Source organism: Anabaenopsis sp. FSS-46 (assembly GCF_029891665.1).
In the GTDB taxonomy this organism is placed as follows: Bacteria; Cyanobacteriota; Cyanobacteriia; order Cyanobacteriales; family Nostocaceae; genus Anabaenopsis; species Anabaenopsis arnoldii.
Window position 1 is genome coordinate 30,426 of record NZ_JANQDG010000102.1, and the last position, 19,122, is coordinate 49,547.

General features: G+C 41.6%; 15 protein-coding genes and 2 CRISPR repeat arrays. Of the genes, 12 read left to right on the plus strand and 3 right to left on the minus strand.

Features of this window, described 5'->3' with window-relative positions; all coding sequences use genetic code 11:
- Positions 1–9 precede the first annotated feature (9 nt).
- From cmr4 to NWP21_RS11930, 4 genes are all read left to right on the plus strand, one after another.
- On the plus strand, positions 10–792 hold the full coding sequence (gene cmr4 / locus NWP21_RS11915; RefSeq protein ID WP_280792870.1) for a type III-B CRISPR module RAMP protein Cmr4: 783 nt from the start codon (positions 10–12) through the stop codon (positions 790–792).
- A gap of 194 nt (positions 793–986) precedes the next feature.
- Positions 987–1,382, plus strand: coding sequence for a hypothetical protein (locus tag NWP21_RS11920; RefSeq protein WP_280792871.1), 396 nt, complete (start codon positions 987–989; stop codon positions 1,380–1,382).
- Positions 1,383–1,387: 5 nt separating this feature from the next.
- On the plus strand, positions 1,388–3,334 hold the full coding sequence (locus NWP21_RS11925) for an RAMP superfamily CRISPR-associated protein (RefSeq protein ID WP_280792872.1): 1,947 nt from the start codon (positions 1,388–1,390) through the stop codon (positions 3,332–3,334).
- Positions 3,331–4,860 carry a hypothetical protein gene (locus NWP21_RS11930; protein ID WP_280792873.1) on the plus strand — a complete coding sequence of 510 codons (1,530 nt, stop codon included), beginning with the start codon at positions 3,331–3,333 and terminating at the stop codon, positions 4,858–4,860. Before NWP21_RS11925 ends, NWP21_RS11930 begins: the two co-directional genes overlap by 4 nt.
- Before the next feature lie 129 nt (positions 4,861–4,989).
- On the opposite strand, the gene NWP21_RS11935 is transcribed toward NWP21_RS11930, so the two are convergent.
- Complete coding sequence (locus tag NWP21_RS11935; RefSeq protein ID WP_280792874.1) at positions 4,990–6,183, minus strand: WYL domain-containing protein; 1,194 nt, start codon at positions 6,181–6,183, stop codon at positions 4,990–4,992.
- A gap of 211 nt (positions 6,184–6,394) precedes the next feature.
- On the opposite strand from NWP21_RS11935, the gene csx18 reads away from it, so the two are divergent.
- The 5 genes from csx18 to NWP21_RS11960 all read left to right on the plus strand — a co-directional run bounded on the left by csx18 (position 6,395) and on the right by NWP21_RS11960 (position 13,734).
- Positions 6,395–6,664 carry a CRISPR-associated protein Csx18 gene (gene csx18, locus NWP21_RS11940; protein WP_271734225.1) on the plus strand — a complete coding sequence of 90 codons (270 nt, stop codon included), beginning with the start codon at positions 6,395–6,397 and terminating at the stop codon, positions 6,662–6,664.
- Between the two features lie 72 nt (positions 6,665–6,736).
- Positions 6,737–7,729 (plus strand): CRISPR-associated endonuclease Cas1, encoded by a 993-nt coding sequence (gene cas1, locus NWP21_RS11945; RefSeq protein ID WP_280792875.1) that lies wholly within the window; start codon positions 6,737–6,739, stop codon positions 7,727–7,729.
- Positions 7,730–7,765: 36 nt separating this feature from the next.
- A complete protein-coding gene (gene cas2 / locus NWP21_RS11950) occupies positions 7,766–8,047 on the plus strand; it encodes a CRISPR-associated endonuclease Cas2 (protein ID WP_280792876.1) in 282 nt (93 codons plus the stop codon).
- Between the two features lie 729 nt (positions 8,048–8,776).
- Positions 8,777–9,391: direct repeats of the CRISPR family, unit length 36 nt; unit sequence GTCCCCACTCGCTGGGGACATTATTTGAATGGAAAC.
- 178 nt (positions 9,392–9,569) lie between these two features.
- Positions 9,570–10,537: direct repeats of the CRISPR family, unit length 36 nt; unit sequence GTCCCCACTCGCTGGGGACATTATTTGAATGGAAAC.
- A gap of 429 nt (positions 10,538–10,966) precedes the next feature.
- Positions 10,967–12,073 carry a mechanosensitive ion channel domain-containing protein gene (locus NWP21_RS11955; protein ID WP_280792877.1) on the plus strand — a complete coding sequence of 369 codons (1,107 nt, stop codon included), beginning with the start codon at positions 10,967–10,969 and terminating at the stop codon, positions 12,071–12,073.
- A 77-nt stretch (positions 12,074–12,150) separates the two neighbouring features.
- Positions 12,151–13,734 carry a mechanosensitive ion channel family protein gene (locus tag NWP21_RS11960; protein ID WP_280792878.1) on the plus strand — a complete coding sequence of 528 codons (1,584 nt, stop codon included), beginning with the start codon at positions 12,151–12,153 and terminating at the stop codon, positions 13,732–13,734.
- A gap of 252 nt (positions 13,735–13,986) precedes the next feature.
- Here NWP21_RS11960 and NWP21_RS11965 read toward each other — a convergent pair whose 3' ends face one another.
- Positions 13,987–15,003: a ribose-phosphate pyrophosphokinase gene (locus NWP21_RS11965; RefSeq protein WP_271734199.1), complete on the minus strand. Its 1,017-nt coding sequence runs from the start codon at positions 15,001–15,003 to the stop codon at positions 13,987–13,989.
- 365 nt (positions 15,004–15,368) lie between these two features.
- On the opposite strand from NWP21_RS11965, the gene bioD reads away from it, so the two are divergent.
- The 3 genes from bioD to NWP21_RS11980 all read left to right on the plus strand — a co-directional run bounded on the left by bioD (position 15,369) and on the right by NWP21_RS11980 (position 18,116).
- Positions 15,369–16,058 carry a dethiobiotin synthase gene (bioD, locus tag NWP21_RS11970; RefSeq protein WP_280792879.1) on the plus strand — a complete coding sequence of 230 codons (690 nt, stop codon included), beginning with the start codon at positions 15,369–15,371 and terminating at the stop codon, positions 16,056–16,058.
- 257 nt (positions 16,059–16,315) lie between these two features.
- Positions 16,316–17,536 (plus strand): M20 family metallopeptidase, encoded by a 1,221-nt coding sequence (locus tag NWP21_RS11975; protein WP_280792880.1) that lies wholly within the window; start codon positions 16,316–16,318, stop codon positions 17,534–17,536.
- Positions 17,529–18,116 (plus strand): Npun_F5749 family FMN-dependent PPOX-type flavoprotein, encoded by a 588-nt coding sequence (locus NWP21_RS11980; protein WP_280792881.1) that lies wholly within the window; start codon positions 17,529–17,531, stop codon positions 18,114–18,116. The genes NWP21_RS11975 and NWP21_RS11980 overlap by 8 nt, the downstream gene beginning before the upstream one ends.
- Here the strand turns inward: NWP21_RS11980 and cysE are convergent.
- Complete coding sequence (gene cysE / locus NWP21_RS11985; RefSeq protein WP_280792882.1) at positions 18,113–18,877, minus strand: serine O-acetyltransferase; 765 nt, start codon at positions 18,875–18,877, stop codon at positions 18,113–18,115. The two genes, NWP21_RS11980 and cysE, sit on opposite strands and share 4 nt — an antisense overlap.
- Between the last annotated feature and the right edge of the window lie 245 nt (positions 18,878–19,122).

Below are 19,122 nucleotides of genomic sequence, written 5' to 3' on the forward strand. Positions count from 1 at the left end.
AACATCATCATGAAATCGATTTATTTATATTTACTGTCACCATTACATACAGGTGGTACAACTCAAGAAGGTAATTTACTGGGAATTGCGCGGGAGTCACATACTAATTTACCTTATATTCCTTCTAGCACCATGCGCGGTAAAATCCGTTCTCTTGCAGAGAAAAGCATTCAAGCTCAGTTATTTGGTACAGATTTAAAAGATGGTAAATTAGAACAAGGTGATATTTGGATTGGTGACGCTTCTATATTGTGGTTACCGGTACCATCTCTCAGCCATAGTGTGGTGTGGGTGAGTTGTCCTATGTTATTACAAAGATGGCAACGATTACAAGGCGGTAATTTAGGTCATTTAACTATCCCCCCAGAATATAGCTGTAATTTCGCTGCTGTTAACTCTGCTATTTACCTCAAAGATGCCATTATTAAGGCGGAAAACTTAAAAAAATGGGATAAGTGGGCAGATTTTGTCCCTAAATCCTCGCCCACAAGTTCAATTAATCGCCTGTTAGTTTTACCTGATCAACATTGCGGTACATTAATTCAAATGAGTTTATGGCGACAGGTAAAAATTAAATTGGATGAACATAAATCTGTAGATGGTGGTTTTCGCTATGAGGAAGCTATCCCCCCAGATACATTGATGTATTTACCCTGGGGTATGACATCCCAAGCGAATGGAAGATCACAAAACTCCTGCTCTGAGTTTGAAACATTATTAGCTGGTAATACCATTGTGCAAATTGGTGGACAGGAAAGTTTAGGACGGGGATTTGTTCAACAATGGATGTAGAAATCAGCAATTATGAAATTAATTACAGGAATTAATTGATATAGAAATTCTAAATGATTCATGAACAATTTCTGTTCCCTGTTCGGTGTGTTCCCCGTTCCCTGTTCTCTGTTCCCTGTTCCGGTGTTCCCTGTTCCGGTGTTCCCTGTTCCCTTTCCTCACTGATAATTTCTCAACTCAAATAGGATGACCATATGACCTTTGACCCCAGAACTCTCGCTAGTCCGATTTATGACGCTTTAAATAATTTGCGCGCTCTCCCTAATCAAGATGATACTCGTCTGAAACAACAAAAAAGTCAAGCAGTTGAACTTTATACCTATCTTTCTACCTGGGGAATGATGCGCCTTAAGGCTGAGGAAACAGCCTTGGGTGATAATATGGAGGGTAAAAAGCAGGTGGTGAAGAAGTTTTTTCAGTGTTTAGAAGAGGTTTCAGGAGTACGAAATTTAGTCGGCGATCGCGGTTTAGATACTTTAAGAAAACTCGGTACAGATGAATATTTAGGTTTAACTGGGTTAGGTCTAGCTTTAGCACAGGAATTTAGTTTTTGGGCGACTGCTATTTATGCAGATATTAAGGGAGAATAAAAATCATGGTATTTCAAAGACCAAACCGCAATAATCCCAACAACCCTAGACCCCAAGCAGTTAATAGACCTAATTCTAATCGTGGTGGAGGTGGTGGTCATGGTGGGGGTGGTGGTCATGGTGGAGGTGGTAATCATGGTGGAGGTGGTGGTCATGGTGGGGGTGGTGGTCATGGTGGAGGTGGTGGTCAACCTTCCCCTTGGTTAAACCCTGAAAATCCACCGCAACCACATAAAGAAGCTAGTTTTGTTGAGTATTTACGCTGGATGCGATCGCCTGACGGTGAAAATAAAGATATCACCAAATTGCAGATATTACAATTAGCAGAACAGGGGAACTACCGCGATCGCTTACAACAACTAACCCAGCGCACAGAATTAATCGCCCAAACTAGCTTTAAAGTTCAATGTCCTTGGCGCATTAGAGTAGGTGGACACCGCGGACCAGAAAGTATTTTATTACCTGCTTTTGATGCTTTGGGTTTACCATACATTCCTTCTAGCACTTTAAGGGGTGTAGCTAGAACCCAAGCTATTCGGGAAATTATCACCCAACAGGGAATTTCTTGGAAAGACGCAGAAAAACAAGTTGCGCCTTGGTTTGGCTCCTTAGAAACCACAAACAACAGCGAACGCTCTGGTAAAGTTGTCTTTCTCGATGCTTATCCCCTCCCTCAACCAAATGAGAATGTGTTAGCTGTAGATATGGCTAATAATATTTGGAAATGGGAAGGTAACACAACAGTATATAGTCCTAATCCTAACCCATTTTTGAGTTTAGAAAAACCTTTTTTTCTCATTGGGTTACGTCTAGCTAGCGGTTGTACAGATGAGCAAATTTTAGAAAAAGTTAAACAGTGGTTAACTCTAGGTTTACAAGGGGGAATTGGTTCCCAAGTCAATAGTGGTTACGGTCAGTTAAACCGTGCTGGTAAAATTATCCCCCAAAGTGAATTTTTCCGAGTTGAGTTTATTTTAGAAGGTCAATTAATTCATGGGAGGAAAAAATTTAGCAATGTTAATCAACCCTTGAACCACCAAGGTAGAGCAAATACAATCAATCATGCAGAAGTTAGACCGGTAGCGTTTAAATCCATGCTCCGTTATTGGTTTAGAACCTTGGCTTTAGGGGTTTTAGAACCGGGACAAGTTCAAACCTGGGAAGGTAAAATATTTGGGACCATTACCCCTAAAAAAGAATTAGGGTGGTTAATGGTGAGGGTATTAGATGGTAGAGTCACCCAAAGGGAAGCTAAAAATCAACAAGATGATCCTGGGCAACAAGAAGGTATTTTAACATTAAATTACTCCCCAGAGATACCAAAAAATCAGCAAGAAAACTTAAGGAAACTAGGGAAAAACTTGACTTGGTTAATGTTCCATTTAGGTGGCGTTGGTCAGGGAGCCAGAAGACCTTGTTATTCTCGCTACAATAATCAGTATGCTCCTTGGTGGCGTGGTTCTACCCTCATACCAGACAGAGAAAATTCATTTTGGGAATTACCAGAAACTCCTAGGGAATTTCAAAAACTCTTTAAACAGCGACTCAGAGATTTTTATCAAGCATTCCAAAGTTTAGGCGCTAATTGTAATTATCAGCAACTACAAAACTCTGGTACAGCTAACTCTTCTACTTGGCGTGAAGCATTAGATATTAATGCCAGAATTGTAGTAGTTAGTGGTGACACAAGGACCAATAAACCCTATCCACTGCATATTTTACATCAACGGTTTCACCAATTAGAACATTCTGACTACACTAAGGCCAAAAACCTCTGCGGTGGCGTTAGAAAAGACTACCCCAACAAGATTAAACGTGAAGTAGTTCCTTCCCCCATATGGATTGCAGATTTAGACGAATATCAAGTAGTAACCGTATTTGGAGCTAATGCAGACCCCCGGAAACAATATTTACAAACCTTAGAAAATTCTTTACAAATTTTCCCCCTATGAGTGTCAATAATTCCGAACACGTTGATACCTTAATTATTACCGTAGGTACTCGACAAATAGGCTGGCGCTGCAAAGATCATATTATTCGTTCCTTTGGTGCTGATGGTAATATTGGTTATCCCTCCCATATCACTCAACTGTATCAAGAATTGGGAATAGAACGGGGTGTACATCTAGAAAATGACAAAACTTACCCCTGTAGTGCTAAAGACCTGGGACAGCGTTATTATGAATACTGCAAGGAATGGTTAGGGGGTGATTTTAGCCCTGTGGAATTACTCCTAGATCAAAATATAATTGACCAAGGGGTGAAGCAAGGTTTAAAACATATTATCCTGTGGGGAACTGACCAACCAGAAACAGTTTCTTGGTTCCATCGTCGTCTTGACACGGTGTGGATAGCAGAGTTAATGAGAGGGAAAATTATCAGCTTATATCCTCAACTGAGAGTTGATATTCACGCGCCTAAAATTGTCGCTAATGATAATTATGCTATTCGTCAAGAATTGGAATTGTTAGTTTTAAAGGAAGCCTTAGATAGTTTTTCGCCCGATAACAAACAAGAGTTTGTTTTGTGGATACAAAATAAAGGTTGTGCACCTGCGATCGCATCTGCTGTGGAAATTTGCGCCGCTGCTCTGGTGCGTCAGTGTCAGGTATTCAATGCTAGTCCTGATGACCCTAGGGAATTTTTCACCACATCAGAAAATGGTTTAGTTAGCGCTAATCATTCCCAAAGCTTCCAACTCATCCCCATGGGAGAATATTTTTGGTCTTTGGAACGGTTACGGATTATCTCAGCTTGGGAAAGAGGGGATTTTGTGGAAGCTCAACTGTGGTTGAGGATTCATCAAAACAAGTACGAACTACTATATAAATTAGCTGGTTTTTTAGCAAAGTATAGTAACTGGGAATCTCATGATCAGGATTTTTTCCGCAAGTTAAAAGAATGGTTAAATTCTCGCCATGTCAGTAAAACTGTGGATGGGGAACAGCTTCAAGCTTGGAATACACAGTTAGATATCACGCAAGGTGATGATTTAACTAAATTATGGGAGTCTACAATTATTATAGATTTATCGGTACAACGGGAGAACTACACCACAGCCTTTATTCAATTCGCGCAGATTTTGGAACGGTTACTTTACATTCAGTCAACAAGACAAAATTGGGCTAGGAGGGGTTGGAAACCCCAAAAAAGCGATGAGCCATCACTGTATGATTTAATTCAAGGTTGGTGCGACTATCAAAGATATAATCAAAATCATCAATGGTCAAAATTATTAACCGCCATTAGGGAAAAACGCAATGAGGTAATTCACGAAGGTAAATCTATCACCTTAAGAGATATTCGTCACCTGTGGAATAATAATAACTTTCCCGTGAGATTTCCCGAAACACCAGAGATCATTAAAAACTTAATGATGGATGTCCTCAAAAAAATTATTCCCCCCCCTAGTGTCAATCAACTGTTAATGCGATCGCTCTATCAATGGGGACTAGACTACCTCAAAAACTCTACTTAATCAAATATTGTTTTACCTCCCCCGTTCCCCGTTCCCTGATCCGGTGTTCCCTGTTCCCTTTCCTCATAGAATATTGTTTGACCTCCCCCTGATCCGGTGTTCCCTGTTCCCCGTTCCCTGTTCCCCCTCTTAATAAACTATATTACCATAGCGAGAAACTAAAGCCTGAGCCGATAAACGATGCTTTTCTACCAACTGCGGTGGAGATAAAACCTGAGCTTTATCTAAAAACCGATTTACCCACAGACTAAACTCATTTAAAGACCGGGGTGGGAGACTCACTTGATAGTCTATATAACTGTAGTCACCCGTGTTCCTGTCAACCAGTCCAGGAGTAATTACTTGTTTGACATGACGTAACTCACCCTCTAAAATAAATGCTGATACTGGGGAGAAAAACCGCACCTTCACAGTAATAAATGGTAAATTTCCCTCTAGTTCTAACTTTTGGTCTTCTAGTTCCCCTAAACTTAAACCCCAGCCATTTTCCAGTAGTGTCTCAGCTTTGGTTAAACTTTGTCTTTGCTTTTCTAACCCCCGCGCTGGTATTTTCAGGAGTCCACAGTAATCACTAAAACGATTTAAACGCCCAATCACTAAATGCTCACTCTCACAAGCTTCATAAAGTAAATACCAAGCCACATCATGGTAAATTAACTGTAAAGGAAAAACTCTAAAATATCCAATGCGGTTAGAACCATAAAGGTCTTTACTGCGGTAAATTTCTACAGCTTGTCCTTGAATAATTGCCGTTTCGATTAATGATAACTGATGAAATAAAGTATCCCGGTTTTCCCCCTTGTATGCCATTTCTTCCGGGTCAGTATAGATAATAGCACGATTGAGGTATTGGCGCGTGGGGTAAAAAAATTCCCCCTTCATTTCCATATCTAAACCCCGTAATCTTTTACTGACAGCTTCATAAACCCGTCTGACTTGAGCATCACCTTGATATTCTGCTTGGGAAGCCAAAGCATTAAAAGCTATTTTTAATTCTGTAGTGGAGAGCGCACCAGTACCCAGGTAATAACCCCAGCGGTACATCCGGTCTCCGAGTATACCATAATGCCGGAGAGTTTCTAAATCTTTACGCAGGGTGGCGACAGACGGATAACCCAATGGTAATTTTATATTCAGTTCTATTGCGAGTTTTTGCAGATATACCCTCACAGCATCAATTGCATTGTGCTGTTTATTCTGACTACATCTACTAAAGTCTGGACTACCTATACCGGGATACTTTAATAATGTAGCAATTAATAGCATTAACCGGGTAAAGGCCAGATTATCCATATAGGGATGATTTCTTTCCTGCTTGGCCATAGTTAAAATAAATACCTTGCAACTAAATTACACTGCCTGAATCTGAGTATAAAAAGAAAATATTCATAAGTTTCTTAAACATTGACTGTAAGTATTGTCAATGCTGATTTCTAGCAGATATACATAAGATTCTAATTTAGCATCTTTTTGTCGTATTTCTCCCTTTTTCAAACTATGGTAGTCAATATCATCCATTCAGTCGGTGAAAATTATGTATATTTCTCGGCGTTCTGCTACGGTGAAAAATGTTTCCGTGTCTGTTGTGAATGGGAGTATTACTTTAGTAATTTTGCTGATTGCGCCCCTGGGTTTAGCAGCAGTAATGATAAATACTTTACTGGTAACCCTCTCTACTTATATAGTTTGTACTGGGGCGGATAGGGTGGTTTTGTGGTTACAACCAGAACAAAAAGCAGAATTAATGTTTTCTGAGCACTCTCAACATGGTTCTAGGGGTGAGTCTAAGTTAAAACGTTTCTGAGTCTAATCAAGTACACACCAATTTGTCACCTTTTCCCTATTCCCACCACAAAAAAATCAACTGTCACAGCTGATGCAAACTCTTTATGTTTCAGAGCAAAATTGCTATGTTTGCTTACAACAAGAAAGTTTAATTGTCAAGCAGGGCGAAACCTCCTATGGGGAAGTGCAATTACCTCTCTTAGAACAAATTTTGATTTTTGGTTATTCTCAGGTGACAACTCAAGCTATTCGAGCTTGTTTATCGCGAGATATCCCCATTGGTTATTTATCCCGCATGGGATATTGCTATGGCAGAATTTTACCGATTTCCCGGGGATATCGCCAGCTGTCACGTTATCAACAGCAGTTATCCCCCATAGAAAAGTTAATTACCGCTAGGGCGATTATCCAGGGAAAGTTAAAAAATAGCCGTGTATTGTTGCGACGACACAAAAAAACAAAAGAGTCGGAGGTGTTGGAAACAGTATTACAAAGTTTAGACTATCTAGCCCAGGAGGCGGTAAAGGCTGATACATGGGAAAAGTTAATGGGTTTAGAGGGTGCTGGTGCTGCACAATACTTCACCGCATTTAGTGACTGCTTGACTCATCCTGATTTTATTTTCTCCGGTCGTAGTCGTCGTCCACCGGGAAACCCCGTCAACGCCATGTTGAGTTTTGGTTATCAGGTATTGTGGAATCACTTGTTAGCGTTAATTGAAATTCAAGGACTTGACCCCTATTATGGGTGTTTACATCAGGGACATGATGGTCATGCGGCTTTGGCTTCCGATTTAATTGAAGAATTTCGCGCCCCTTTGGTAGATTCTCTGGTGCTGTGGTTAATTAATCGCCATATTGTTGATGCTGGAGATGATTTTGAGTTTAAAAATGGAGGCTGTTATTTAAATAATTCCGGGAGAAAGAAGTTTTTACGGGCTTTTGTTCAGCGTATGACCGCGGAAATTCAAACCGATGAGGGAATTAAACAACCTAAGTGGGACTTATTAACTCACCAGGTGCGAGCTTTTAAGCAGTTTGTTTACAATCCCAGCCACTGTTATCAACCATATCGTATCGATTAGAGGTGTTTTTGATATTTACCCCCTTCCCTCTTAACCATGTTTTTGTATGTCATTGCTTACGACATCCCGGAGGATAAACGGCGGAAAAAGGTAGCTGATTTGTTGGAGGGTTATGGACAGCGTGTACAGTATTCTGTGTTTGAATGTCAGTTAAATACCCAGAAATACCAAGACTTACAGCGGAGGTTAAGGAAAATTATCAAGTTAGAGGAGGATAATATCAGGTTTTATCCCCTGTCTCGACATACTTTATCTCAAGTAGAAACTTGGGGTGTGGGTGTACCGGTGATTAAACCCCCCAGTTCCGTGATTATTTGATTTTACCAATGGCTCCCCCATAGCGGTAGTTCAGGTAAAATCGCTGAAACGTTGATTATGGCGTTTTGACATCCTCAATCTGACGAGTGCCGATTAACCTCGGTCGCTTGCTGTATAAACTGTTGACTGTTGACGGTTGACGGTGGTCGGTGAGCGGAGTCGAACCGTTGACGGTTGACGGTGGTCGGTGAGCGGAGTCGAACCGTTGACGGTTGACGGTGGTCGGTGAGCGGAGTCGAACCGTTGACGGTTGACGGGTCAGAGGTTAAGACCATCGCCTTTAACATTGCCTAATGGCTGTTTTAATGCACCAGTTAACTATTACCGAGGTTCAATCAAAATAGCTGAAATAGTGATTCTAATGTTTTGACATCGTCAATCTGACGAGTGCCGATTAACCTCGGTCGCTTGCTGTATAAGGCTTTCAGCCTTTGATAAACTGTTGACGGTTGACGGTTGACGGTTGACTGTTGACTGTTGACGGGTCAAAGGTTAAGAGCATTGCCTTTAACATTGCCTAATGGCTGTTTTAATGCACCAGTTAACTATTACCGAGGTTCAATCAAAATAGCTGAAATAGTGATTCTAATGTTTTGAACCTCGGTCGCTTGCTGTATAAGGCTTTCAGCCTTTGACAAACTGGTGTAAAGTCCATTTCAGCCGCCGGTTTTTCTGAACCTCGGAAACTGCCTCTAGACTTCTTACAGGGTAATGGTTTAGAATGCAGGGGTCCCCACTCGCTGGGGACATTATTTGAATGGAAACAGGAATATCCTAAGCAGCTTTTTACCAGAGCTGGTAGTCCCCACTCGCTGGGGACATTATTTGAATGGAAACTTCCAAGAGCTCTTTCGAGCATACTTGTGTACTAAGGTCCCCACTCGCTGGGGACATTATTTGAATGGAAACCAATTTCTTTTATTTGGTAATACGTATTATCCTCGACGTCCCCACTCGCTGGGGACATTATTTGAATGGAAACTCGACATCAACGCGGACGTTGACATTGAACTTTTCGTCCCCACTCGCTGGGGACATTATTTGAATGGAAACAAGTGGCTGCAAGTAGAAGCTGAGGAATCGCTAAAGTCCCCACTCGCTGGGGACATTATTTGAATGGAAACGTCAATATCAAGCGGACTCAACCCAGATTTTTAGGGTCCCCACTCGCTGGGGACATTATTTGAATGGAAACTATACAAACCTTCCTTCCACAAACTGCGTAGCAAACGAAGTCCCCACTCGCTGGGGACATTATTTGAATGGAAACACTGTTTACATTTTTTACTATGCTACGCACGACCTTCTGTCCCCACTCGCTGGGGACATTATTTGAATGGAAACTTACCGAAAAACCTTACCGTTAATTTATGCCCTTTGTGGACTATGGTGAAACATTGGTATTTTCGTTTAAACCTTTCCCCCTTTTTAGGAAAACCCAAGGTGTCTAGCCAAAAGTTTAGTAGGGTCTCGTCATATAGAGACTCCTCTATCTTCCCGTCTACCCATCCTTTTATAGTATGTCCCCACTCGCTGGGGACACTAATCGAATGGAAACATCAAAAGCGGGAGCAGAGGAAGCGGAATTGTTAGAGGTCCCCACTCGCTGGGGACACTAATCGAATGGAAACTGTTAACAACGTTAACCGTGTCAGCAGTATTTTGCAGTCCCCACTCGCTGGGGACACTAATCGAATGGAAACGAGCTAATCGAAAAATCCAGCTTCCCTTTCGGATAGTCCCCACTCGCTGGGGACACTAATCGAATGGAAACAATAACTGGAAGCACCAACTTAGTTGGTATTTCAAAGGTCCCCACTCGCTGGGGACACTAATCGAATGGAAACAACCACGCCGCCGCGCCGGCAATTATAGTCCCCACTCGCTGGGGACATTATTTGAATGGAAACCTGCCATAGCAGGATCTGTTGTGTGAATCACAAAAGTCCCCACTCGCTGGGGACATTATTTGAATGGAAACTGCCAGGTACTCCACTGGGTAGTCGGAATCGTCGTGTCCCCACTCGCTGGGGACATTATTTGAATGGAAACTCAGATGGTACTTGATAGATACCATCAGAGTACATTGTCCCCACTCGCTGGGGACATTATTTGAATGGAAACTTTAGAACCGATTCTATGTTGACGACGGGCAGTGGTGTCCCCACTCGCTGGGGACATTATTTGAATGGAAACATTAAACCGACTGCCGAGGGGCAGTTAGTAATCAACGACGTCCCCACTCGCTGGGGACATTATTTGAATGGAAACGGAGTAGTTAAACTTGAATATACAAAAAATGTTATTCGTCCCCACTCGCTGGGGACATTATTTGAATGGAAACTCCGAGATCGCGACTCGTCGCGACTCGTTGCGAAAGTCCCCACTCGCTGGGGACATTATTTGAATGGAAACCTCAGTAACTTCTTCAGACCAACTGGTACTGACCTATCAGTCCCCACTCGCTGGGGACATTAATTGAATGGAAACCCGTCTTCGAGAAGAACAGCATAGCTCACCCATGAGAAAGGCAGCGTAGGCTATGTGTACATTCTGGTAATAATATCTACACTTGAGTGAATTTAAGTTGGAGTTTATATCCCCGACTTATCGGGTATCTTTCCTGGTGGAAAAGTTGGAATAGAAACTCACCCAATAATTGTGTGTGTTTAAGCAATAATAAGTAATTAATTACACAACTAATTTTTTGTCTTCCCCGTTTACGGTCCCTTCTCTCAAAAAGTAAATTTAGTTTTGTCCAACTACTGATAAACTGTTTACCAACTAGGGAAATATCCTCCCTGCGATCGCCATCTCACTGCCTATTAAACATAGACGAGAGAGAAAAATTTGTAAAATTTTGATACTAATTGTTTTCGTGATGTAAAGTCGAAAAACTCAAAACTTAACAGGGTGAATATGGAAGCTATCTGGAACACGCTCAAAACTATCAATTATTCTAACATTCCCATTGCTAAAATTGCTACCGTAGTCCTTATTTTGACTCTAACACAGACATTAAGAAGATTTATTCTGGCAGTCATCATTAAGAACATTGAAAAATTTACGAGCAAAACAGAAACTACCATTGATGATGAATTAATTGTCATCATTAAGCCAGCTTTAAATTGGTTAATCCTGATTGGGGGATTTTGGTTAATTAAGGAAATTCTAGCAGAAGAATTAGGTGTTAAGTTAGCTGAAACTGTCGGTAGGTTCCTTAACCTAATAGTTATTTTCATTATTGGTTATGTTGTTTATCGCGGTTCGTCAATTTTAGGTCAATTAATTGCTAATTTAATCTTGCAAACAGAAACTGAGCTTGATGAATTGCTCAGACCTTTGATGCCAAAGATTTTTCAAGCGGCAGCAATTATTGTACTCGCAATTAAAATGAGCGAAATATTTTTAGGACAATCTGCTGCTGCACTTGTTGGCTTACTCGGTGGTGCTGGTATCACATTAGGATTACTGTTCAAAGATATTGTTTATGACTGGTTTTGTACAGTTATTATCTATTCTGATAATCTCTATCGAGAAGGTGACTGGGTGGGAATAACCGGAGTGGATGGTTTTGTACAGATACTCAATATTGGATTTAGAACCACAACACTGCATATAGTTAAGTGGGGTTCGATCATGAAAATGCCCAATTCTCGAATGATTTCTGGAATTGTGGAAAACTGGTCACAAAATCCAGGGGAAGAATTAAAGTGGGGACTGAATTTAGTTCTCAAAATTGACGGTATTTCGGCACAACAAACCGCCAGAATTTGTGATGCTATTGAACAAATGCCAAAATCCATTCCTGGCTTTTCTCCTACCTGTACAATTCGTTTCAAAAATATCGAAAATAATGCCCGCGTCATTGAAGTTATAGCATTTGTTAATGATGACAATCTCTACTTTGATGCGGAAAAGAAACTAAATCTATCTATCTTGGAACTTCTAGAACAAGAAGGTATTGATTTTCTACGTGTGGAACTCAGAACAGAACCGGAAAAATATAAACCAGCGGTAAAATGAGAGATTACAGATTTAGTAATTCACACATTTAAACCTATCAAACCCAAGTAAATTTTATACCCTTTCCCGAACCAAATGTGAATATATTAATCATCTTGGCTGAAGTCGGTTTGGTAGCAATTATTTTTGTAATATTAAGATGGCTTGTAGGTAAGTTATTCAAGCTATTGACCAGATTATCAATATTGCAGAGCGAGGATATAAAAATAAGAATCTTGCGCCGCAACATTACTGGTTTATTATTACTTAGTTGCTCATTATTGTGTATTTTTATTGTAGTTGCTAATGGTTTTCTTATCTATCGTGGTAAAGACCTTCAACAATATACAATAGCCCTGATTTTCCGTATTCCTTCAGAATTTTGGATCAAACTGGGAGTTGGAATTGCTCAAAGTATTGGTGCGGTAATTACAGCAATAATCGCTACAAAATTGGTTAGATATTGCTTAAATCTAGCGAGAAAACGCGCCCATAACCTAAGCGAAAACACCGCCGATGATCAAAGTATTGATACTTTTTTTAAAGCTTTGAATCAAAGAATCACAGGTGGAATTTGGTTATGGGTTTTGATTGCTTGTACTCAGTTTCTTAAATTACCAACAGTCGTTCCAGCATACCTGTACATCGGACTGAAAATATATCTGATTATTGCTATTGGATTACTCATTCTCAAAGCAGCCGCAGCGATTGTTGATACCCTAGATACTCTGACCATCAAATACTCCGACCCTGATAACCTGTTGAGATTTTATGAGCGTCTCCAACACCTAATTCCTTTTCTGAAGCGGTGTTTGGAATTTGTGATCTACGTTTGCACAGTAACATTGGTTGTTCAGCAGATACAGTTAATCGCTCAACTGGCTCCTTTTGGTCTAAAAATTATCAAAATCATCACTATCATCTTCATCAGTCGTGTGGTATTTGAAGTTATGTACCTACTACTGGAAGACGGGCTATTAAAAGACAGGAATTTAACTGAGACCCAAAAAAGTAGACGTTTAACTCTAATTCCTTTGTTTCGTAGTTTGTTGCAATATTTGATCTACTTCAGCGTTGCGGTGTCTATCCTTTATATTCTCGATATTAATCCTACTCCTATTCTGGCTGGTGCTGGTATTGTTGGTATTGCTGTGGGCTTGGGCGCACAGACACTAATTAATGACATAGTTTGTGGTTTTTTCATTCTTTTTGAAAATTACTATTTAGTAGGTGATTATATTGAGATGGTGAAAGATGAATATCAAATAATAGAAGGTACTGTTGAAGCCATCGAACTAAGAACCACTCGGATCAGACATCCCAATGGCCAATTACAAATTATTCGTAATGGGGACATTGGCTCAATTACTAATTACTCTAAACAGTACATATTTGCAGTAGTAGAAGTTGATATACCTTATAATTGCAATTTAAATTATGTGTATCAAGTGATTGAAGAAATAGGAGAGCAGTTAAAAGTAAATGATCCAGATGTACTTGAACCCACCTTGATAGATGGTGTCGAAAGTCTGGGCGAATCTAACTTGTTGCTGCGAACCTTAACGAAGGTAAAACCAGGAAAACATATTAAAGTGCAGCGTGTTCTCCGCAAGTTATATATGGATAATTTGTTGCGCGAAGGTATTCTTACCTCTGGGGCTAGTCAAAGCAGTGAAAATTAACCTCGCAATTGACAACTGAGGAAAATACTGACAAATTTAGTCACCAATTATGGAAACACAGAAAAGATCCCCGACAAGTCGGGGATCTTTTAATTCTAATGCTGCTCAAAAGGGAAAGCACAAGATTTGCGAGTAAATCAGATACAATATTGTTTCCACTACCTGAAGAAACTAATAAAAAATGAAGTCTGAAGGCTGAAAAAATCATACTTCCTACTTCACCTTTTTTTAATACCAAATTGTAACCGTATACTAGCGAAACATACTACTTACTGAAGTATCTTCATGAATTCGCCAAATGGTTTCCCCTAACAGGTTAGCTACTGACAGGGTTACTAGTTGAGGAAAGCGATCGCATTCTGGTATAGGAATAGTATTAGTAACTATCACCTCTTCAAACAGACCACTAGATAAACGTTCCTTAGCTGGTGGGGAAAACACCGCATGAGTTGCACAAGCATAGACTTGACGCGCCCCCTGTTGACGCAGTAGTCGTGCGCCTTCGGTAATTGTACCGCCAGTATCAATCATGTCATCTACCAAAATGGCTGTTTTACCCTTCACATCACCAATGACATTCATCACTTCAGCGACATTATGGGCTTGACGACGTTTATCGATAATAGCCAGGGGTGCATCATCGAGCTTTTTAGCAAATGCTCTGGCTCTTGCTACACCGCCGACATCGGGAGAGACAACCACAATATCTGACAGTTGTTTACTCGCCAAATAATCAAAAATGACTGGGGAACCGTAAACATGATCAAAAGGTATGTCAAAATAGCCTTGAATTTGCGCTGAGTGCAAATCCATAGCTAAAACCCGACTAGCGCCGGCTTTAGTAATCAGGTTAGCCACCAATTTGGCTGTAATTGACTCTCTACCTGCGGTTTTGCGGTCAGCGCGAGCATAGCCATAATAGGGAATTACTGCGGTTATCTGTCGTGCGGAAGCGCGACGACAAGCATCAACCATAATCAGCAATTCCATTAAGTTGTCGTTAACGGGTTTACAAGTTGGTTGGATTAAATAAACATCACAACCCCGGATAGATTCTTGAATTTGAACATATAGTTCCCCATCCGCGAACCTTTTACGAATCATTGGCCCCAAGTCCATCCCCAGGTAACGAGCGACTTCTTGAGACAGTGGTACATTAGCAGAGCCAGAAAATAGTCGCAGGCGATGATTTTCTGTCACCCCTGTGATATCTGGTTGTACCTTTAAACTGGCAGAACTGAGCACAGCAGATCCTCGATGTGCATTCATGGCAATATTATCATTAGATATTTAGTAGATTTAACTCTCATGCGGTAAAAAAACTTCTGTGAGTTTTTCTTAAGCTTTCATACAAACTTTAAACATTTCTCAATATATTTACTTGTGGCAGATATGGCAGTCTTGTTGATGGATAAACCATTGTCAGAACAGATGCAGCAACACTGGCTCATAATTTCTTGCGGGAAGGTAAAATATTTATGGCATACTCTTATGATACTAGCTGGAAAATTATAAACTGGGTGAGGAAATTTTGGATCGTAAATCACCCCAAAAATGTTTAGGTGTGACTAGGGTAGAGAATATATTACAATTGTGCTGATATGTGCATATTTAGAAAGTAATCGCCGAAGAGATTGTTAAACACATTGTTAAACACATTATTTATTACTGGTACTGATACCGACGCTGGCAAAACTGTTTTAACTACGGCTTTGGCGGCTTATTACCAAAAGTATTACCCCCAGCGTACTTGGGGAATCATGAAACCCATCCAGTCAGGTACGGGCGATCGCGAATTATATCAAAGGTTATTTTCTTTACAGCAGTCATCGGAGGAAATTACCCCTTTATATTTTAACGCTCCTCTAGCCCCCCCCATCGCTGCCGCCAAGGAAAATCGCTCTGTGGATTTAGCCTTAGTATGGCAAGCTTTCACTCAATTGCGATCGCAGCGTGATTTTGTTTTCGTAGAGGCTTTAGGGGGTTTAGGTTCACCGATTACCGATGAGTTGACCGTGGCTGATTTAGCCGGTGATTGGCACTTACCTACAGTCTTAGTAGTACCAGTCCGACTAGGTGCGATCGCCCAAGCTGTGGCTAATGTAGCATTAGCTCGGCAATCTAAGGTACATCTTAAAGGTATAATTCTTAACTGTGTGCAACCCCGGAATGAGGAGGAAATTGCTGATTTAACCCCGTCAGATTTAATTCAATCTTTAACCAATACACCGGTTTTAGGTTGTTTACCTTACTTAGATAATCTAGCAGATTTAGATCAACTTGCCCATGTAGCCTCAACTCTCCAGTGGGAAAGATTGAGGTAATTAGGAATTTTGCCCTAAGAGGATGTTTGTCAAGTCATGATTAGTGCATCGAATATTATTTGAACCCAGCCTAACCCTCCGGTTAGGCTGGGGTGTGTTGGGTGTATTGGGTGTGTTCCCCATTCCCCATTCCCTGTTCCCTGTTCCCTGTTCCCCTGAGAGTTTCCAGTTTTATGCAACTTGAACTTTTTAACCAAGAGTACACTGGGAAAATATCTTCATTTAACCTTACTCAAACGACCTGGACTTGATTAATTATGGTTTCTAGTTTTCCCGATTCTGCTGTTGATTTATCTGCTGTTCGTCTAGAAATTCGCGCCTTACAACCCCAACTAGTAGAATGGCGCAGACAACTACATCAAAAACCAGAGTTGGGCTTTCAAGAACGACTCACAGCACAGTTAGTTTCTCGCAAGTTGCAAGCATGGGGGATTGACCATGAGACAGGTATAGCGGAAACTGGTATTGTAGCCATAATTCAGGGTAATCAACCCGGTCCAGACAAAGTATTAGCCATTCGTGCTGATATGGACGCTTTACCCATTCAAGAACTAAATGATGTCAGCTATAAATCCCAACATGACGGCGTGATGCACGCTTGTGGACATGATGGACATACGGCGATCGCCCTAGGTACAGCTTACCACTTACACAAGCACCGTCACAACTTGAGTGGCACTGTCAAAATCATCTTTCAACCAGCGGAAGAAGGCCCGGGGGGAGCCAAACCGATGATTAAACAGGGGGTACTAAAAAACCCCGATGTAGATGCCATCATTGGACTGCACCTATGGAATAATTTACCATTAGGTACAGTAGGAGTGCGCCCAGGGGCGTTAATGGCATCTGTAGAATGTTTTAATTGTACCATTTTAGGTCAGGGTGGACATGGTGCCATGCCCCATCAAACCATTGATTCTATCGTAGTTGCTGCCCAAGTTGTCAATGCCCTACAAACCATTGTCGCCCGGAACGTCAACCCCATAGATTCCGCCGTCGTCACAGTGGGAGAACTTCACGCCGGGACAAAACTAAATGTAATTGCTGATACCGCCCGCATGAGTGGTACTATCAGGTATTTTAACCCAGATTTAGCCGGATTCTTTCATCAGCGAGTTGAGTCAATCATTGCCGGGGTTTGCCAAAGTCATGGGGCAAAATATGATTTAGAATACTGGAGTCTTTACCCCCCCGTAATTAATGATGCTCATATGGCGGAATTAGTCAGGTCAGTAGCAGCGGCGGTAGTAGAAACCCCTTTAGGTATTGTCCCCACCTGTCAAACCATGGGCGGTGAGGATATGTCATTCTTTTTACAAGAAGTTCCTGGCTGTTATTTCTTCCTGGGTGCTGCTAACCCCCAGAAAAATCTGGCTTATCCCCATCATCATCCCCGATTTGATTTTGATGAAACAGCCTTAGCTATGGGTGTAGAAATATTTGTGCGTTGTGTGGAGAAATTTTTAAGCAATGAGTAATGTTGCTCCTTGGCGCAGTGCGATCGCCCGTGGACTGCATCAAAATCGCAGCCTTGTATACTCTCGTTACTTCCAACTAGCCACAGTCAAAGAAAACGGTCGCCCTGCAAATCGTACCGTGGTTTTTCGTGGCTTTTTGGAAGATAGTAACCAGGTAAAATTGATTACCGATGGACGCAGTGAGAAAATCAACCACATTAAACAACAACCCTGGGCAGAAATTTGTTGGTACTTCCCCAACACCAGGGAACAATTTCGCCTTTCTGGGTGCTTAAAGATAGTGGGAAGTGAGGATAATAATTCTCTCCTCCAACAAGCGCGGATGAAAACTTGGCAACAACTAAGCGATGGGGCGCGGTTACAATTTGCTTGGCCTCATCCGGGTAAACCCAGGATAGATCAACCAGAGGCCTTTAACCCACCTGCACCTCATCCCACCCAACCGGTAGGGAATTTTTACCTACTACTACTTGAACCTGTGCAGGTAGAGCATTTACAATTGCGTGGGGAACCACAAAACCGGCGAATTTACCGCCTAGATGGAGAGAAAAACTGGTTAGTTGAAGAACTTAACCCTTAGATTCCGGCACCATCGAGAAATTGCTGTATTTCTTTGTCTCTGAGGCTACACAAGGGCGCATCGGGGGGTAAATCATCGGGATTGGAGATCACAGAAACCGCCAAAACATGAGTTTTTGTCACAGACTGACCATCTTTGAGGTTTTGGATTTCTGTTTCTAATGATGAAATCCGATCTACCAAGGCGCGAATTACTTGGGCTTCCGAGTCTGGTAAGTTGTTATGTTCTAGGGGAGCAACTCGCACCCCGGAACGATAAACAATGCGACCCGGTACCCCCACCACTGTGCAATCACTAGGAACATCCCTGAGAACCACTGAACCCGCACCAATGCGGACATTATTACCAATTTGGATATTTCCTAATACTTTGGCTCCTGCGCCCACTACCACATTTTCCCCTAGGGTGGGGTGGCGTTTACCAGTTTGTTTACCAGTTCCGCCCAAAGTGACACCTTGATAAATCAGGGCATAATCCCCGATTATGGCTGTTTCCCCAATCACAACCCCCATACCGTGGTCAATAAACACACTTTGGCCAATTGTCGCCCCTGGGTGTATTTCCACTCCTGTGAAAAACCTACCTATATGGGAAATCAAGCGGGGTAAAAAGGGAACACCAATACTATGCAGCCAGTGCGCCAGCCGATGGAATATTAGGGCTTGCAAACCGGGGTAGCAAAATAAGACCTCTAGCCAGTTACGGGCGGCTGGGTCACGTTCAAAGATAATGCCAAAATCAGCGCGTAGTCTAGATAGCACGAGATAGTACCGATGCAAAAATGTTAACAATTGCTTGGGTTTTCTTCTGGCTTCATCCTGGAAATGTGGGGGGTAACCAGTCCACAAGCCAAACGACTAATCTAGCCGCTATTATGTATGGAAGTTTTTCCCACTCTGAGGCGTTACTAACGACTCTGTGTTTAGGTTGCTGCTCTCCCTGGGGAGGTGGAGGGTAGACCTCCGACAGCAACTGTTAAACAGCCATCATATAGGGTATTATAGCA

Excerpts from the sequence above, each read along its gene's own strand:
- cmr4 (WP_280792870.1), top strand. The coding sequence starts at position 10 with ATGAAATCGATTTATTTATATTTACTGTCACCATTACATACAGGTGGT.
- NWP21_RS11920 (WP_280792871.1), top strand. The coding sequence starts at position 987 with ATGACCTTTGACCCCAGAACTCTCGCTAGTCCGATTTATGACGCTTTA.
- NWP21_RS11925 (WP_280792872.1), top strand. The coding sequence starts at position 1,388 with ATGGTATTTCAAAGACCAAACCGCAATAATCCCAACAACCCTAGACCC.
- NWP21_RS11930 (WP_280792873.1), top strand. The coding sequence starts at position 3,331 with ATGAGTGTCAATAATTCCGAACACGTTGATACCTTAATTATTACCGTA.
- NWP21_RS11935 (WP_280792874.1), bottom strand. The coding sequence starts at position 6,183 with ATGGCCAAGCAGGAAAGAAATCATCCCTATATGGATAATCTGGCCTTT.
- csx18 (WP_271734225.1), top strand. The coding sequence starts at position 6,395 with ATGTATATTTCTCGGCGTTCTGCTACGGTGAAAAATGTTTCCGTGTCT.
- cas1 (WP_280792875.1), top strand. The coding sequence starts at position 6,737 with ATGCAAACTCTTTATGTTTCAGAGCAAAATTGCTATGTTTGCTTACAA.
- cas2 (WP_280792876.1), top strand. The coding sequence starts at position 7,766 with ATGTTTTTGTATGTCATTGCTTACGACATCCCGGAGGATAAACGGCGG.
- NWP21_RS11955 (WP_280792877.1), top strand. The coding sequence starts at position 10,967 with ATGGAAGCTATCTGGAACACGCTCAAAACTATCAATTATTCTAACATT.
- NWP21_RS11965 (WP_271734199.1), bottom strand. The coding sequence starts at position 15,003 with ATGAATGCACATCGAGGATCTGCTGTGCTCAGTTCTGCCAGTTTAAAG.
- NWP21_RS11975 (WP_280792880.1), top strand. The coding sequence starts at position 16,316 with ATGGTTTCTAGTTTTCCCGATTCTGCTGTTGATTTATCTGCTGTTCGT.
- NWP21_RS11980 (WP_280792881.1), top strand. The coding sequence starts at position 17,529 with ATGAGTAATGTTGCTCCTTGGCGCAGTGCGATCGCCCGTGGACTGCAT.